Raw genomic sequence first — 16,457 nt, 5'->3', positions numbered from 1 at the left:
CCCGACAACACGCGGCGACGATCGCCCCCGTTCGTCTCCCCCGCCGACGACGGCCCGCGTTGTCCGAGCCGCGCCGCTCATCAGGCACACGATACACACGTTCTCCGTCCGACCGCCTCATTCGCGTGCGCCGATCGTTTCGCGGCAGTCGCGGCCCCGTCATGGGGTTGACCCCCGGCACAGCCAAGGCACAATGGCCATATGGGTACTTCATCGAACGGTGCCTACACCGCGAAACTGACCGACGGCCCCCTCGAGGGCAAGACCATCCGCACGGACTTCGCCGAGACCGGCGAACCGCGCCCTCGTTTGGAGATTCCCGCCGGAAGCGGAGCCAAGCGATACGTGTACTCGCGCTCCGGCGGAGTCGAGTTCGCTTCCGATTCGGGCGACTCTGACCGTCCCACCGCTGTCGACTACCGATTCATCGAGGCAGTCTTCGACTGAGGCGGCCCGGCCCGCGCCCAGACCTCGATCGGTACCCCCGCGATCACGCGCCGAGCGCTGACGAGGGCGTTCAGTCCGCTCAGTTCGCATGCTCCCAGTGAGGCGCCGTTGAGTCGGGCGGCTTCGCCTGCCCGCCCACACGGGCTGCCGGCAACGCGACCGCTCACCGTGTCGGCCGCGGCGAGCGCTGCCGCGTCGGCCGCGGCCACCACACCCTGTTTGGCCGCGAGCAGGGCGCACGCCCCCAATGCGGCCGCCGTCGTGAGGATCAACGCCGCCAACAGGCCGACCACCGCGACGCTCGCCGAGCCGCGCTCACTCCACGACGTCATGATCCGACCTTCCCGACCGAGGCTTCTTGCAGGGCGCATCCCTTGCCCTCCACGGTGAGGCCTGCCAGCGAGAGCGGTCCCGAGGCCCGCTGGCTCACGGTGACGCAGACGAAGCCACTGACGTCATCCACGGACACCCCAGACGCCCCCGCGGATGTCTCCACTCGCGACTGAGCCGCGCCCGCAGCATCGCCCCGGGCCAGGGACCGAGCAGCGTCGGCCGCAGCATCGGTCACTCGCACCTGCTGCACCACGACTTCGAGCCCGCCCATGCCGAAGGCGAGCACCAGGAGCACGGCGGGCACCAGCGCCGCGAACTCGGCGGTCACGCTTCCATGCTCCGATGCCAGCGCCCTGCGCATCACGTCAGTTCGCCACCGTCAGCGCCTTGCGCACCAGGTCCGTCAGAATGCCGCGCACCTCGTCACCGCGAAGGATCACCACCAGCAGCCCGGCGAAGCCCACCGCGGCCATCGTGGCCACCGCATACTCCGCGGTCGCCGACCCGGTGTCGTCGCGGACCATGCGGCCCAGCCTCGTGATCCACGGCGTCCGGCCGCTCGCGCTGCGAACGCCGCTTGTGTGAGACCAGAATTCCGGATGCGGTCGGCCCTCGTTCGAAGTCATCTCTGTCTTCCTTTCCTTGTTTCGTCCACCCGACTTCATCTACCGAATCCGCTCCTTCGAGAGTGCCGCATCGACGACCCGACCATCGAAGAGCAGGCCCGTTCGGTGGACACGGCTCAGATTCCCCGAATGGTGGACGACAGGATCGACATGACCAGCGGCACGACGGACAGCACCATGAACGCGGGCAGCACACAGACCGCAAGCGGCGCCATCAGTCGCACGGCGAGCGCGGCAGACGCCGCCTGGGCGATCGCTCGCGCGTCGCGCCGCTGTTGTTCCGCCTCTGCGCTGAGCAGGTCTGCGGTGCCCACACCAGCGCGTTCAGCCAGCGAGAGAACGGGCGCGATCGTCTCTTCGAGCGGTGGCTCCAGACCGAAACGCGCGCAGGCATCCGCGACTCTCGCTCGGGCGCCCACGATCGATCCGCCACCGGCCATCGCCATGGCGATCAGATCGACCGAGAGGCCGGCCAACGGTCGTGCCGAGCTCGCTCGACGGAGAAGAGACCCGTTCCACGCGCGTGCGGCGAGCATCAACGCGGCACCGACAGCCAGGCATCCAAGGCCTGCGGGTGTGCCGAAAAGCACGTGCAATGTATCGAAGCCGAGTCCCGCCCCGAAGAGGATGCCGACCACGGGCAACGCAAGCACCGTGCGAGCCGTGGCGCGCGGCCCCGCCAGCGCGGTCGAACGGTCGCGTTCCGCCTGGCCGAGGTCGCGGAGCGCACCAGCCAGCTGCCGCAGAGCCTCGGCAAGTGGCGCGCCCGAGCCGGTCGCCACCTGGATGGCCGCCGCAAGACCGCGCCATGCCTGCCGGACCTCGGTCGTCGCGGCGCGGCGCGCTCCTCTTCTTATGCGTGTCAGGCCATCGGCCGCTGACGCGATGGCCGAAGGCACATCACCTCCACGACGGGCTGCACGCGCTGCGGTTCGGATGACGCGTTCGGTCACCGCATCGGCGCTGCGCTGCGGCGTGGGCTCCGCGAGGTACTCCCACGCGGCGGCTGGCGGCACGCCTGCCGACAGGAGCACCGCCAACCGGCCGGCGACGTCCGCCACTTCCTCGACCGCGGGACGTCGCGGCGTCTTCGGCGGGTTCGAGCTCGGGCGATCGGCTGGCCGCGGCGGCGCGGCGCCGTCCTTCCGGCTTCGCGCGTCATCGCCTGCTTCCTGTGCCTGTGGCTTCACCTGTTCGGAAGTCATGCTGCCTCCCTCGCGAGGAGCCGACCGGCAGCATCCACGACGAGTTCAGCGCAACAGGCGACGACGCGTCGACTTCCGACGCGTTCCAGGTGAACGACGAGGTCGAAGGCGCTCACGGCCTGACGCGCCACGGCGGAGGCATCCATCCCGGCAAGCGCTCCGAGCGCTTCGAGACGCGCGGGCACATCGTCCATCGAGTTGGCGTGCAACGTCCCGGCTCCCCCGTCGTGACCAGTGTTGAGCGCGGCCATGAGATCGCGCACCTCCGCACCGCGGCACTCGCCGACGACGAGTCGATCCGGACGCATCCTGAGCGCCTCACGCACGAGACGGTCGAGTCCCACCGCGCCGGCGCCCTCGAGGTTGGCCTGCCGCGCCTCGAGCGCGACCACATGAGGATGCGTGACCTGCAGCTCGGCGACATCCTCCACGCACACGATTCGCTCCTGAGCGGGCGCGGTCGCAAGCAATGCGGACAGAAGTGTGGTCTTGCCGCTGCCCGCAGCGCCCGTTACAAGGAGATTCGCGCGGTCACGGATGGCCGCTTCAAGCCGGCCGCGGAACTCGCCGAGCATGTTCACGGCGGCCAGTTCGTCGAGCGAGAACCTCACCCGGCGCGGCACGCGGATGGAGATCAGCGTGCCGCCTGTGGAGATGGGCGGCAGCACGACGTGAACCCGGATGCCTTCGGCGAGCCGCACGTCGACGCAGGGGCTGGCTTCATCGACGTGCCTGCCGCCGAGCGCCACGAGCCGCACGGCGAGTACGCGCAACGTCCGCTCATCGCAGTGCCAGGCATCCTCTCGAACTGCGCCGGAACCCGCATCGACCCAGAGGCCCGCCTCACCGTTCACGAAGACGTCGGTGACACCCTCGCCGGCGACGTACGGCGCGAGCGGACCGAACACCGACCAGTCGAGGACAGTGCTCTCTTCCGAACCCGACGTCTCGTCGGCGACTCCCGGCCCACTCCGCACATCGATCCGCGGCTCGAGCGCGGGCGCCGCATCGGCGAGTGTGTCGCCCCCGATGCCGTCGGCGACGTATCCGGTCCGCCTCGCCGTCGCAGTCCCCGCCGCCCGCGAGCGCGGACGTGCCACAAAAGGGACTGTGGAGCGCGGGGAAAGCGACATGGCACGACGCTAAGACGCCTGAGCGGCCGAGCACCGAGCCGGCCAGCAGAAGTGGTCAACTCGATCACGGCGCGCTCTGGGGACGGAAAGTGGAAGGCCGATAGGGTCCAGAATTCGGGCGCCCACGGCTTTGGGCCGCCACGGCTCCTCCGCCGATAAGCCGCCGCCGATCAGCCCGCGAACGCATTCGTTAAATGCAAGGGGCGGCACCTATTGGGGGGAACAGGTGCCGCCTCAGCGACGAGGGATTGGGGGGAATCTCGCTCGCCGCACGCCAGAATTATCATTCGGCCGATCGATAGTGTACGCCATCACGACGGTTGCGCAAGAAGGATTTTCAGCTCGTTTTCTGCGCGCTCGAAATGACCCTGGTCACGGTCCCACGCGATACGACGCCGCCTGCTGCTCAACCCGAAGGGGCCGACCCGCACGGCATCCGCCGTTCTCCACAGCGTTCAGTTTTGTGTTCACAGGTGCTGCGCGTTCGCAGAGCGTCGGCGAGAACCGGTATCGTCTTCAGCGTTGTGCCAGCCGCCCCTTGACACACCTCGCGAAGGAGCGATTCCGATGTCTGCAGAAACCATCGACAATCTCTTGCACGAATCCCGACGATTCGCGCCGAGCCCGGAGTTCGCGGCGAATGCCGTCGCCGGCGCCGAGCTCTATGAGGAGGCTGTCGCCGACAGACTGGGCTTCTGGGCGAAGCAGTCGAACGAGCTGCTGCACTGGCACAAGCCGTTCACCCGCACGCTCGACTGGTCGAATCCACCGTTCGCCAAGTGGTTCGACGACGGCGAGCTCAACGTCACCTACAACTGCCTCGACCGTCACGTACTGGCCGGCAACGGCGATCGGGTGGCCCTGTACTGGGAGGGCGAGCCCGGTGACACCCGCGAGATCACGTACGCCGAGCTCACGGCCGACGTGAAGCGCGCCGCGAACCTGCTCACCAGCCTCGGCGTGCGCGAGGGCGACCGGGTCGCCGTCTACATGCCGATGATCCCCGAGGCCGTAGTGGCCATGCTCGCGGTCGCGCGCATCGGCGCGGTGCACTCCGTCGTGTTCGGCGGCTTCAGCGCCGACAGTCTGCGCTCGCGCATCGACGACGCCAACGCCAAGCTCGTCATCACGGCCGACGGCGGGTACCGCAAGGGAACGGTGTTCCCGTTGAAGTCCGCCGTCGACGCTGCACTCGCCGACGGTGGCACCAACGTGGAGAAGGTGCTGGTCGTGCAACGCGGCGGCAACGACGTGGACTGGGTCGAGGGGCGCGACCTCTGGTGGCACGAGGAGATGCCGCTCGTCGACGCAGACCATGAGGCCAAGCCGTTCGCCTCCGAGCATCCGCTGTTCATCCTGTACACGAGCGGCACCACGGGTAAGCCGAAGGGCATCGTGCACACCTCCGGCGGATACCTCACGCACGCGGCGTACACGCACAAGTACGTCTTCGACCTGCACCCGGAATCGGATGTCTACTGGTGCTCCGCGGACGTCGGCTGGATCACGGGGCACACCTACGTGGTCTACGGCCCGCTGGCGAACGGGGCGACCCAGCTGCTTTACGAGGGCACTCCGGAGTATCCGGAGCCCGGGCGCTGGTGGCAGCTCATCGAGAAGTACAAGGTGAGCACGTTCTACACGGCTCCCACCGCCATCCGATCGTTCATGAAGCAGGGTCGGCAGATTCCGCAGAAGTACGACCTCTCCTCGCTGCGCGTGCTCGGGTCGGTCGGCGAGCCGATCAACCCCGAGGCCTGGGTCTGGTACCGCGAGGTCATCGGCGGAGATCGCACACCCGTCGTCGACACGTGGTGGCAGACCGAGACCGGCGGCATCATGGTGTCTGCCCTCCCTGGTGTCACCGTCACCAAGCCCGGTGCGGCGCAGGTGCCGCTTCCGGGCATCTCGGTGGATGTCGTCACTGACGCCGGCAAGTCCGTCGGCGCCGACGAGGGCGGCCTTCTGGTCATCACCGAGCCATGGCCCGGGATGCTCCGCGGCATCTGGGGAGACCCGGAGCGTTACAAAGAGACCTACTGGGCCAAGTTCGGCGACAAGTACTTCGCTGGCGATGGCGCCCGTAAGGACAAAGACGGCGAGATCTGGCTGATGGGACGCGTCGACGACGTGATGAACGTCTCCGGCCACCGCCTGTCGACGGCCGAGATCGAATCCGCCCTGGTCGCACACCCGTTCGTGGCGGAGTCCGCTGTCGTCGGAGCATCCGATGACACGACGGGCCAAGCGGTGGTGGCGTTCGTCATCATCAAGCGCAGCCATTACGACGCCGCAGCGGCGACGGATGTCAACACGGAGTTGCGCGCGCACGTCGCGAAGCAGATCGGTGCGATTGCGCGCCCGCGGGACATCTACATCGTCGAGGAGCTGCCGAAGACGCGCAGTGGCAAGATCATGCGCCGCTTGCTTCGCGACGTCGCTGAAGGACGTCCGGTCGGCGACACCACCACGCTCGCAGACACCACGGTGATGTCGATCATCACGGACAAGCTCGCCGGCGGAGCTCCTTCCGAAGACTGAGCGCGCGGTCGACGCAGAAGAAGGGTCGACGTAGAAGAAGGGCGGTCGGCTTTCGATGCCGGCCGCCCTTCTTTGTGAATCGGCTGCTGTCCGCGCCACCCGGGTTACTCGAACGCGACCGTGAGCTCGATCTCCACCGGGGAGTCCAGCGGCAGCACTGGAACGCCGACGGCCGAGCGGGCATGACGGCCCGCATCCCCGAAGATCTCTCCGAGAAGCAGCGATGCGCCGTTGACGACGCCGGGCTGACCAGTGAATGCCGGGTCGGATGCCACGAACCCCGTCACCTTGACGACCTGCGTGACACGGTCCAACGAGCCGATCACCGACTTCACCGCGGCGAGCGCGTTCAGGGTCGCGGTGCGGGCCAGGTCCTGAGCGTCGGCGACCGGTACCAGGCCGTGTCCGTCACCGACCTTGCCCGTGATGGGCAGCGCACCCGACACCATGGGCAGCTGCCCCGCCGTGTACACGAGAGACCCGTTCACCAGCGCAGGCACGTAAGCGGCGACCGGCGGAACGACCTCCGGAAGCCGGATACCCAGTTCGGCCAGACGCGCTTCGTACGCGCCCATCAGCTCTCCTCCGCCGGGCGCTTGAGGTAGGCGACGAGCCCGCCCTCCGGGCCGCTGACGATCTGCACGAGCTCCCAGCCCTCAGAGCCCCAGTTGTTCAGAATCGCCGTCGTGTTGTGCACGATGAGCGGCGTGGTCATGTACTCCCAGCGACGCATCCGTTCCTTCTTTCTCGACGCCGGAGTGTTCATGCTCGCAGCGCGTCATCACGCGATCACGACGGTTCGTGGCCGCGTTTCCCAGGCAACCCCATCACGGATGCTCCGCGCAACTCGCGCACGCCCCTCACTGCCTCGGGCCCGGCCACGGGGAAGGACCGAGGCGCCGTTCCTGCGCGCAGGGAGGGAAGACATCCTCTCGTCCCCAGGCGAGCACCTGGCGTTCTGCTCCACCGCCGACCGCCGTCCGTGCGTGATTTGACAGGTTCTCCCGATACTCTGTCGCTCATGTCTGCCCATAAACCCACGGCTAGAGGTGTGCTCGGCGCCCTCGGCGCATTCATCGGCATGAGTGTCGTCGCCGGTCTTCTTGTGACAGCTGCGGTGACCCCGGCGATCGCCGTCACCGGCATGGCCGCGAACAGCGGCATCAACGCGTTCGACGGACTTCCCGAGTATCTCCAGATCGAAAGTCTCCCCCAGGTCTCGACGATCTATGCCAAGCAGGGCGGCAAAGACGTCCCCATCGCCACCTTCTATTCGCAGAACCGGGTCGAGGTCAGTTCCGACGACATCGCGCAGGTGATGAAAGACGCCACGATCGCGACTGAGGATCCCCGGTTCTACCAGCACGGCGGCATCGACGTCGAAGGCACGGCCCGCGCGGTGATCCTCACCCAGCTCCTGCACAAGTCCACCTCGGGCGGCTCCTCGATCACGCAGCAGTACGTGAAGAACGTCAAGGTGCAGAAGTGCGAGAAGCTGAACAAGGTCGTCACGAACGCCGATGCGGAGAAGCAGAAGAAGCTCCAGGCGGCTCAGGACAAGAAGTACCGAAGCTGCTACAAGGACGCCACCGAGACGACGATCTCGCGCAAGATGGAGGAGATCAAGCAGGCGATCGGCTTGGAGAAGAAGTACTCCAAGAACGAGATCCTCAACGGCTATCTCAACATCGCCGGCTTCGGCGGTTCCGTCTACGGCGTCGAATCGGCGGCACGCTACTACTTCGGGGCGACGGCGAAGACCTTGACGCTCACGCAGGCGGCGACGCTCGTGGCCATTCTGAACAACCCGGCGAACCTGCGCATCGACCAGGACAAGTCCGTGAACAAGGCGAACAACGCCGACAACGGCTTCGCACGCACGCTCGAGCGGCGCAACTATGTGCTCAAGCGCATGCTGACGAACGGCAAGATCACGCAACAGCAGTACGACGAGGCCGTGAAGACGAAGATCGAGCCGAAGATCACGCCGCAGCCGAACGGATGCGAGACGGCCGCCCAATATCAGGCCGCCTACTACTGCGACTGGGTGCAGCACCTTATCGCCGAGGACACCGGCCTCGCCAAGACCGCCGATGACCGAGACGCTCTGTTGAGGGCGGGCGGCCTCAAGATCTACACGCCGCTCAACCTCGACCTGCAGGCGGTGGCGCAATCCTCCCTGAGCACGGTTGTTCCCTCGGCGATGCCGGGTGTCGCGCTCGGCGGCACCAATGTGGCCGTCGAGCTCAACACCGGCAGGGTCATCACCATGGTGCAGAACACGAAATACACCGCGTCGGCATCGGATGATCCCAACTACACCGGAATCAACTACAACACCGATTACGACCAAGGCGGCTCTGGCGGCTTCCAGACCGGCTCGACGTACAAGGCGTTCACGCTTCTCGAGTGGCTCAAGGAGGGCCGCTCGATCAACGACTACGTCACCGCGCCGTCGGCGGCCACGACGCTCCCGGCAAGCCGCTGGCACACCACGTGTCCCGACAAGGCGCCGACGGCCACATGGACCGTGGGCAACGACGGACCGGGCGAGGGCGGCACGATGAGTGTGACGTCAGCGACGGCCGCGTCGGTGAACACGGCCTTCGCCGTGATGGGGACGAAGCTCGACCTGTGCGGCATCCGCCAGACCGCCCTCGACATGGGCATCCACCCCGCGAGCCCGTACACGTGGGACTACGACACCGGCAAGGAGGTGCCGAACGAACTGCAGGGCAGCCCGGCGACCATCCTCGGTACCAACGATCTCTCGCCGCTCACGCTGGCCACCGCCTACGCCGGCATCGCGAACGGTGGCAAGTGGTGCACGCCGATCGGGATCGACAAGATTCTCGACGCGTCGGGCAAGGAGCTGCCGGTGACGAAGACCACCTGCACGCAGGGCGTGGATCCGAACGTCGCGGCGGGCGCGACGAAGGCTCTCGAAGCCGTCTTGCACGGCACGGGATACCTCGCGAACCCGAACGACGGCGTCCCGATCATGGGCAAGACGGGCACCACCGATGAGGCGGCGCAGAACTGGTTCGTATCATCGACGACGAAGGTCGCCACGGCGACCTGGGTGGGCCAGACGAAGCAGACGAACGGCTCGTGGATCAACTTCGGTGGCCTGTACTTGAACGGGTACTACGGTCGCGATGCCAAGCTCTATGTCGCGAAGCCGATCATCGCCGCGATCAACGGGCTCTATGGCGGCGACAACTTCCCCGAGCCGACCGGTTCCGTGCTGAAGTCGAAACAGATCTCCGTGCCTGACTTGAGCGGAAAGTCTCCGGACGACGCGAAGAGCACGCTCGAGGGGCTCGGACTCGAGTACGCCGACGGCGGTCAGGTGGACTCCTCGCAGCCGGCAGGGACCGTGGCCAGCACCAACCCCGCTGCCGGATCCACGGCGGGAATCGGCGAGGCGGTGACCGTCTACACGTCGAAGGGCAACCTTTCCCAGGTGCCCGATGTGCACGGCAAGAAGGCGTCCGATGCGATATCGACGCTGACCTCCGCCGGGTTCAACGTGAAGTACAACGGCGATTCGGATGCGACGGTGACCGCGACCGATCCTCCCGCGGGCTCGGAGGAGAAGTCCGGCACCACCATCACGCTGAAGGTGCAAGCGAAAACAACCGGCGGCGGCCACAACGATCAAGACGGAGGCGACGGGTGACGCGAAGCCACAGCCGTAGCACGAGCGCGAGCGCAATCGGAACCCTCGCGCTCGCGCTCGGCGCTGCATCCGCCGGTGCGCTGATCTGGGGCACCCTGATCGAGCGGCGTTGGTATGCGCTGCGCCAGGTCACTGCTCCCGTGCTTCCGGCGGGCGCGAAGCCGATCCGCGTGCTGCACCTGAGCGATCTGCACATGGCACCGTGGCAACGCGACAAGCAGGAGTGGATCCGCTCGCTCGCCGCCTTCGCCCCCGACCTCATCGTGGACACCGGCGACAACCTGGGTCACGAACGCGGATTCGAGGGCGTGCGATACGCGCTCGAGCCGTTCCGGGGCACCCCGGGGGTCTTCGTCAACGGGTCGAACGACTACTACGGACCGATCCCGAAGAACCCGATGCGGTATTTCACCGGTCCGTCGAAGCTCCAGGCGAAACCGGCGAACCTCGACACCGCCGAGCTGACCGGATTCTTCACGGATGAACTCGGCTGGCTCGATCTCGACAACCGTGCCGATGAGCTGATGATCAACGGGACCAGGCTCGAACTGTTCGGCGTGGACGATCCGCACCGTCACTTCGACCGCATCGACCGCATGATCGGCGAGCTCGACGAGCTGCGGGCATCCGGTGTGAGCGACGGCACCTGGCCGGACACGTCCGACATCGCAGAGGAACCGGCCACCGTCTCCGTCGGCGTGGCGCACGCACCGTACCGCCGCATCCTCGACTCGTTCGTCACGAACGGCGCGAGCGTGATCTTCGCCGGACACACGCACGGCGGCCAGGTGTGCGTGCCCGGATTCGGAGCGCTCGTGACGAACTGCGACCTTCCCCGGCACCAGGCGAAGGGTCTCAGTACCTGGACGCACGCGTTGCGCGTCGCGTACCTCAACGTCTCCGCCGGGCTGGGCACGTCCATCTACTCGCCGGTGCGCTTCGCGTGCCGCCCGGAGGCCACGCTCATGACGCTCACACCGAGTCTGTCTTGACTCAGTCGAGCATGTCGTGAGCCAGGAGATCGCGTCGAGCATGTCTTGAGCCAGGAGTTCTCTGCGGCACGCGTTCCTTTCTGTGAAGACTCTCGAGCTTTTCTGAACTGAGGCTAAGGCGGCGTGCACGACGCGGCCAGAGTGGTCGCGTAGCGTCGCCGGGTGACTTCACCACGCTCGCGAGTCCTCGGCGCCCTCGGCGCGTTCGTGGCGTTCAGTGCGCTGGCCGGCGTACTCGTCGCCGCCGCCGTCACCCCGGCCGCCGCGGTCTCCTCGCTCGCCATCAGCGACGCGACCGACGCGTTCAACGGACTGCCCAGCTACCTCGCGCTCCAGCCCCTCGACCAGACGACCACCTTCTACGCGAAGAAGGACGGCCAGGAGGTCGCCATCGCGACGTTCTACGCGCAGAACCGGCAAGACGTCGAGCTCAACGCCATGGCGCAGACGGTGAAAGATGCCGCAGTCGACACCGAGGACCCGCGGTTCTACTCCGAGGGCGGGATCGACGTCTACGGCACCATTCGCGGCGCCATCGCCACCACCTCGGGCAGCGAAGTGCAGGGCGGCTCGTCGATCACGCAGCAGTACGTGAAGAACGTGCTCGTGCAGCGCTGCGACCAGCAGGACCAGGTGGATTCCGACGCTTCCGCCAAACAGCAGAAGAAGCAGCAGAAGAAGTTCGAGCAGTGCTACAAGGATGCCGCCGGCGTCACCATCGCCCGCAAGCTGCAGGAGATTCGCTACGCGGTCGGCATCAACAAGAAGTACAGCAAAGACGACATCCTGCAGTCCTATCTGAACATCGTCGGCTTCGGCGGGCAGGTCTACGGCGTGCAGGCGGCCGCGAAGTACTACTACGGCGTTGACGCCAACGACCTCAGCCTCACCCAGTCGGCGACGCTCGTCGCCATCTTGAACAACCCGAACAACCTGCGGATCGACCAGGACAAGGCATCCAACCCCGACAACAACGCCGACAACGGCTACAAACTGACGTTGGAACGTCGCAACTACGTGCTCAAGCGGATGCTCGTGCACCACTCGATCACGAAAGCGCAGTACACCCAGGCGGTCGCCTCCCCGATCACGCCGAAGATCACGCCGACGGCATCCGGCTGTCAAGCAGCCGACGCCTACAACGCCGGATTCTTCTGCGACTACGTCGAGCACGTCATGCTGCAGGACAAGACCTTCGGCAAGACGGCGGATGCTCGTGAGCTGCGTTTCCAGCGTGGCGGTATGAACGTCTACACGACGCTCGACCTCGACCTTCAGTCGACCGCGCAGGGCGCGCTCAGCCAGTACGTGCCGCCGACCGATCCCGACGTGGACGTGGGCGGTGCGAACGTCTCCGTCGAAGTCGGCACCGGTCGCGTCGTCACGATGGTGGAGAACAAGAAGTACGACGCGACGGGCAACGGCGGAGCCGGAACCACCGCGGTCAACTACAACACCGATCACGATTACGGCGGTTCGAACGGCTTCCAGACCGGTTCGTCGTTCAAGGCGTTCGACCTCGCCGCCTGGCTCGCCGCGGGCCACACCGCCACTGAGACCGTGAACGGTCACTACTCCGGGTACTCGTTCCCGATGTCCGACTTCAGCGCATCGTGCCAAGGCGGACAGCTGAGCGGCAACCCCTACCAGGTCTACAACGACTCGTCGAGCGAAGGCGGGAGCATGTCGGTGCTCCAGGCGACCGAGGAGTCCGTCAACACGGCGTACATGCAGATGGCGACCGAACTCGACCTGTGCGACATCGCGAACACCGCCGAAGCGCTCGGGGTGCACTCCGCCTCGCCCTCGACCAACCCGTTCCAGATCGTCCCGTCGATGGTCATCGGCACCAACTACATCTCCCCGCTGACGATGGCGACCGCGTATGCCGGCATCGCGAACAACGGTGTTTTCTGCACCAACGTGGCCATCGACAAGATCGTCACCACCGACGGCAAGAAGGTGGCCGTGCCGAAGTCGACGTGCAAGCAGGCGATCTCGAAGGATGTCGCGGCCGCCCTGGCCTGGACGCTCGAGCACGTGATCACTGCGGGCACGGCCACCGCCGCGAACCCCGCCCCCGAGGACGAGACGCCGATCCTCGCCAAGACGGGAACCACCGACAACTACGAGCAGAACTGGCTCGTCACTTCCAGCTCGAAGGTTGCGAACGCCATCTGGGTCGGCCAGATCTCCGGTTCGGAGAATCTGCAGTACTACGACTACAACGGCACGGAACTCGCGTACGCGAAGTTCTATGCCGCGCGCGCCATCCTGCAGTCGCTGGATGGCAAGTACGGCGGCACGGAATTCACGACACCGCCGAACTCCCTGCTGTACGGATCGTCGGCATCATCGGACTCCGACTCCTCGTCGGCGACGAACGGCTCGTCGGGCGCCACTTCCGGTTCCTCCGGCAGCGGCAACCCGTCCAGCACCAGCACCCCGGCACCGACCGAAGGCGCCGGCGACGGGAACGGAGGCGGCAGCACCGGCGGATCCGGTGACGGTGGCTCCGGCGGCGGCTCCGGGACCGGTGACGGCGGTTCGGGCACCGGGTCGGGTTCCGGCGATGGCGGCGGCTCGGGCACTGGAAGCGGCAGCGGCTCGGGAACGTCGACCGGCGGCTGACGCGGGGCGAGTGAAGCCCGACGGGGACGAGGCACGACGCGGATGATCTCGTGGCGGATGCCTGGACATCCGCTGGCGAGTCCCTCACGAAATCGACGTGCGCGCGTAGCCTGAAACGCGTGACTGCTTCGCGTGCACAGGCCTGGGGGGCCTTAGCCGGCTTCATCGCGACGAGTGCGGTGGCCGGAGTTCTCGTGGTCGCGGCGATCACGCCGGCGGCGGCGGTGACGTCGCTCGCGGTGAGCGACGCGACCGGTGTCTTCGACGGCCTGCCGGACTATCTGCAGCCCCAGCCCCTGGACCAGACGACCACCTTCTACGCGTCTCAGGGTGGCAAGGAGGTGCCGATCGCGACGTTCTACGCTCAGAACCGAGAAGACGTCGCGTGGGATGCCATCGCCCAGTCCGTCAAGGACGCGGCCGTCTCGACGGAGGATCCGCGCTTCTACTCCGAGGGCGGGATCGACGTCTTCGGCACCATGCGCGGAGCGCTGTCCACCGCAACCGGCAAGGATGTGCAGGGCGGGTCATCCATCACGCAGCAGTATGTGAAGAACATCCTGGTGCAACGATGCGAGCAGGACGAGGCCGTCGATCCGAGCGCCGCCGCCGACGTGCAGGAGAAGCAGCAGGAGAAGTTCGAGCAGTGCTATGAAGACGCGACGGGGGTCACCGTGCAGCGCAAGCTGCAGGAGATCCGGTACGCGATCGGGCTGGACAAGCGCTACAGCAAGAACGAGATCTTGCTCAGCTACCTGAACATCGTCGGGTTCGGCGGTCGGGTGTACGGCATCCAGGCGGCGGCCCAGTACTACTTCGGCGTCGATGCGAAGAACCTCACGCTGGCGCAGTCGGCCACGCTGATCGCGATCCTGAACAACCCGAACTACCTGCGCATCGACGACGAGTCGATCAAGCCCGACAAACACTCCCTCGACAACACGGCGAAGAGCGGTTACGCGGCAGCGAAGGAGCGCCGCGACTATGTGCTGAGACGGATGCTCAAGGCACACACGATCACGCAGGACCAGTACGAAGACGCGGTCGCCACGAAGATCGAGCCGCACATCACCCCGAAGGAATCCGGGTGCACCAGCGCCGTCAAGTACCAGGCTGGCTTCTTCTGCGACTACGTCGAGCGCATCATGCAGCAGGACACGGCCTTCGGCAAGACCGCGGAGAAGAGGCAGCAGCTGTTCCAGCAGGGCGGTCTGAACGTGTACACCACGTTGAACCTCGATCTGCAGGGCGTCTCGCGGGCGGCGATCGGAGGGTACATTCCGCCGTCCTATCCCGGCCTCGACCTCGGCGCGGCGAACGTGTCGATGGAGGTGGGAACCGGCCGCGTCGTGACGATGACCGAGAACAAGCAGTACAACGACGGGGCGACCGCACCGGATGGCACGACGGCGATCAACTACGCTGCCGACTACGCTCATGGCGGCTCGAACGGATTCCAGACCGGTTCGTCGTTCAAGGCGTTCGATCTGATCGCCTGGCTCGAGGCGGGTCACACGCTGTACGAGACGGTGAACGCGAACGTGCACTCGTTCCCGGAGTCGGACTTCGCCACGTGCGGCGACGGGTTCGGCAACGTGGTCTGGCCGGTCGCGAATGACGAGTCGTCGGAGGGCGGGTACATGTCCGTGCTCGAGGCGACCGAGGCATCCGTCAACACGGCGTTCGCGATGATGGCGACGAAGCTGAACCTGTGCGACATCTCTAATGCAGCAGAGGCGCTGGGCATCCATTCCGCGTCGCCGTCGGTGAACCCCTGGGTCATCAATCCGCCGATGGTGATCGGCACGAACTACATCGCACCACTCTCGATGGCGCAGGCGTACGCCGGCATCGCCAACGGCGGCGTCATGTGCACGCCGGTCGCCATCGACAAGGTGGTGAACTCGGAGGGCAAGTCGCTGCCGGTGCCGAAGACCCAGTGCAAGCAGGCGATCCCGAAGAACGTGGCCGATACTGTCGCGTGGGCGCTGCAGCACGTGATGACGGCAGGCACCGCCACGGGTGCGAACCCGGGTGACGGCACCCAGATCATGGGCAAGACGGGCACCACCGACTACGCGCACGAGAATTGGCTCGTCACGTCCACGTCCCGGGTAGCGCAGGCGACTTGGGTCGGGCTCATCTCCGGTGCGACCGACATGCACTACGTGTACTTCCAGGGTCAGCAGGGCAACAACGTCAAGTTCTCGATCGTGAAACAGATCCAGACCGCGTTGGATCAGGTGTATCCCGCCGGCCCGCTGCCGGATCCGGACAACAAACTGGTGTACGGCAGTCGTCCCTCGACGACAACTCCCTCCACAGGCGGCCCCGCGCCGGGCACGGGCAACTCGAGTCCTCCCGCGAACAACGCGCCGGGCAATGGCGGCGCCCCGGGCAACGGCGGCGCCCCGGGCAACGGCGGCGCGCCGGGCAACGGCGGCAACCCCGGCGGACGATGACGACGGCGGTGCTCAGACGCCCGGTGACACCGGGGGTAGCGGCGGTGGCGGAGCGGGAGACGGGACCGGCGGCTGAGGCCAAGTCTCCGCAGCAGCGGCCGAGCGAACGGCTTTCGGATGCTCTGGGCCGGCATCCCGCGTGGTCATCCGGACCCCTTGGCACCGTGTATTCTGATGGAGGCCTTTCGAGGCCATCGGGGTGTGGCGCAGCTTGGTAGCGCGCTTCGTTCGGGACGAAGAGGCCGCAGGTTCAAATCCTGTCACCCCGACGTTGTGATGTCTCAGGACATCGGAATAGCCCGAACCCACGTTGTGTGGGTTCGGGCTATTGCTTTGTGCGGGGTTGGTAGTCGCGTTCGAGGTTGATGGTCAGTTCGCGTAGGAGTTCTCCGGTGGTGGCGTTGA

General features: G+C 66.5%; 13 protein-coding genes and 1 tRNA gene. 7 read left to right on the top strand and 7 right to left on the bottom strand.

Going from position 1 to position 16,457, the window contains the following annotated elements; genetic code table 11:
• Positions 1-201: 201 nt before the first annotated feature.
• The gene (locus H623_RS0113565) at positions 202-447 is read left to right on the top strand and encodes a hypothetical protein (protein ID WP_022901481.1); all 246 of its coding nucleotides are present in this window, start codon (positions 202-204) and stop codon (positions 445-447) included.
• Here H623_RS0113565 and H623_RS0113560 read toward each other — a convergent pair.
• The 5 genes from H623_RS0113560 to H623_RS20000 all read right to left on the bottom strand — a co-directional run bounded on the left by H623_RS0113560 (position 417) and on the right by H623_RS20000 (position 3,744).
• Positions 417-779 (bottom strand): Rv3654c family TadE-like protein, encoded by a 363-nt coding sequence (locus H623_RS0113560; protein WP_022901480.1) that lies wholly within the window; start codon positions 777-779, stop codon positions 417-419. The two genes, H623_RS0113565 and H623_RS0113560, sit on opposite strands and share 31 nt — an antisense overlap.
• Entirely contained in the window at positions 776-1,108 is a 333-nt protein-coding gene (locus H623_RS20010; protein ID WP_169514926.1) for a TadE family type IV pilus minor pilin, read from the bottom strand. The genes H623_RS0113560 and H623_RS20010 overlap by 4 nt, the downstream gene beginning before the upstream one ends.
• A 37-nt stretch (positions 1,109-1,145) precedes the next feature.
• On the bottom strand, positions 1,146-1,304 hold the full coding sequence (locus H623_RS21535; RefSeq protein ID WP_084486056.1) for a DUF4244 domain-containing protein: 159 nt from the start codon (positions 1,302-1,304) through the stop codon (positions 1,146-1,148).
• Positions 1,305-1,522: 218 nt separating this feature from the next.
• Complete coding sequence (locus tag H623_RS0113545) at positions 1,523-2,611, bottom strand: type II secretion system F family protein (RefSeq protein WP_022901477.1); 1,089 nt, start codon at positions 2,609-2,611, stop codon at positions 1,523-1,525.
• Positions 2,608-3,744 carry a TadA family conjugal transfer-associated ATPase gene (locus H623_RS20000; RefSeq protein ID WP_051143251.1) on the bottom strand — a complete coding sequence of 379 codons (1,137 nt, stop codon included), beginning with the start codon at positions 3,742-3,744 and terminating at the stop codon, positions 2,608-2,610. Before H623_RS20000 ends, H623_RS0113545 begins: the two co-directional genes overlap by 4 nt.
• Before the next feature lie 567 nt (positions 3,745-4,311).
• Between H623_RS20000 and acs the strand changes: the two genes are divergently transcribed.
• Positions 4,312-6,285 carry an acetate--CoA ligase gene (acs, locus tag H623_RS0113535; protein ID WP_022901474.1) on the top strand — a complete coding sequence of 658 codons (1,974 nt, stop codon included), beginning with the start codon at positions 4,312-4,314 and terminating at the stop codon, positions 6,283-6,285.
• A gap of 104 nt (positions 6,286-6,389) precedes the next feature.
• On the opposite strand, the gene H623_RS0113530 is transcribed toward acs, so the two are convergent.
• The gene (locus H623_RS0113530; protein ID WP_022901473.1) at positions 6,390-6,860 is read right to left on the bottom strand and encodes a RidA family protein; all 471 of its coding nucleotides are present in this window, start codon (positions 6,858-6,860) and stop codon (positions 6,390-6,392) included.
• The gene (gene sp36 / locus H623_RS21970) at positions 6,860-7,018 is read right to left on the bottom strand and encodes a Sp36 family protein (protein ID WP_022901472.1); all 159 of its coding nucleotides are present in this window, start codon (positions 7,016-7,018) and stop codon (positions 6,860-6,862) included. The genes H623_RS0113530 and sp36 overlap by 1 nt, the downstream gene beginning before the upstream one ends.
• 288 nt (positions 7,019-7,306) lie before the next feature.
• Here sp36 and H623_RS19990 point away from each other — a divergent pair, with 288 nt between their 5' ends.
• From H623_RS19990 to H623_RS0113500, 5 genes are all read left to right on the top strand, one after another.
• Entirely contained in the window at positions 7,307-9,967 is a 2,661-nt protein-coding gene (locus H623_RS19990; protein ID WP_245558995.1) for a transglycosylase domain-containing protein, read from the top strand.
• On the top strand, positions 9,964-10,959 hold the full coding sequence (locus H623_RS0113515) for a metallophosphoesterase (protein ID WP_022901470.1): 996 nt from the start codon (positions 9,964-9,966) through the stop codon (positions 10,957-10,959). The genes H623_RS19990 and H623_RS0113515 overlap by 4 nt, the downstream gene beginning before the upstream one ends.
• A gap of 162 nt (positions 10,960-11,121) precedes the next feature.
• Positions 11,122-13,590: a transglycosylase domain-containing protein gene (locus H623_RS19985; RefSeq protein WP_022901469.1), complete on the top strand. Its 2,469-nt coding sequence runs from the start codon at positions 11,122-11,124 to the stop codon at positions 13,588-13,590.
• Positions 13,591-13,709: 119 nt separating this feature from the next.
• Positions 13,710-16,052: a transglycosylase domain-containing protein gene (locus H623_RS0113505; RefSeq protein WP_026940334.1), complete on the top strand. Its 2,343-nt coding sequence runs from the start codon at positions 13,710-13,712 to the stop codon at positions 16,050-16,052.
• A 195-nt stretch (positions 16,053-16,247) separates the two neighbouring features.
• Positions 16,248-16,321: transfer RNA gene (locus H623_RS0113500), tRNA-Pro, on the top strand.
• Positions 16,322-16,457 lie beyond the last annotated feature (136 nt).

Source organism: Humibacter albus DSM 18994 (assembly GCF_000421825.1).
GTDB lineage: Bacteria > Actinomycetota > Actinomycetes > Actinomycetales > Microbacteriaceae > Humibacter > Humibacter albus.
The sequence above is the reverse complement of the archived record's forward strand: the minus strand, read 5'-3'. Positions and strand labels throughout refer to the sequence as shown.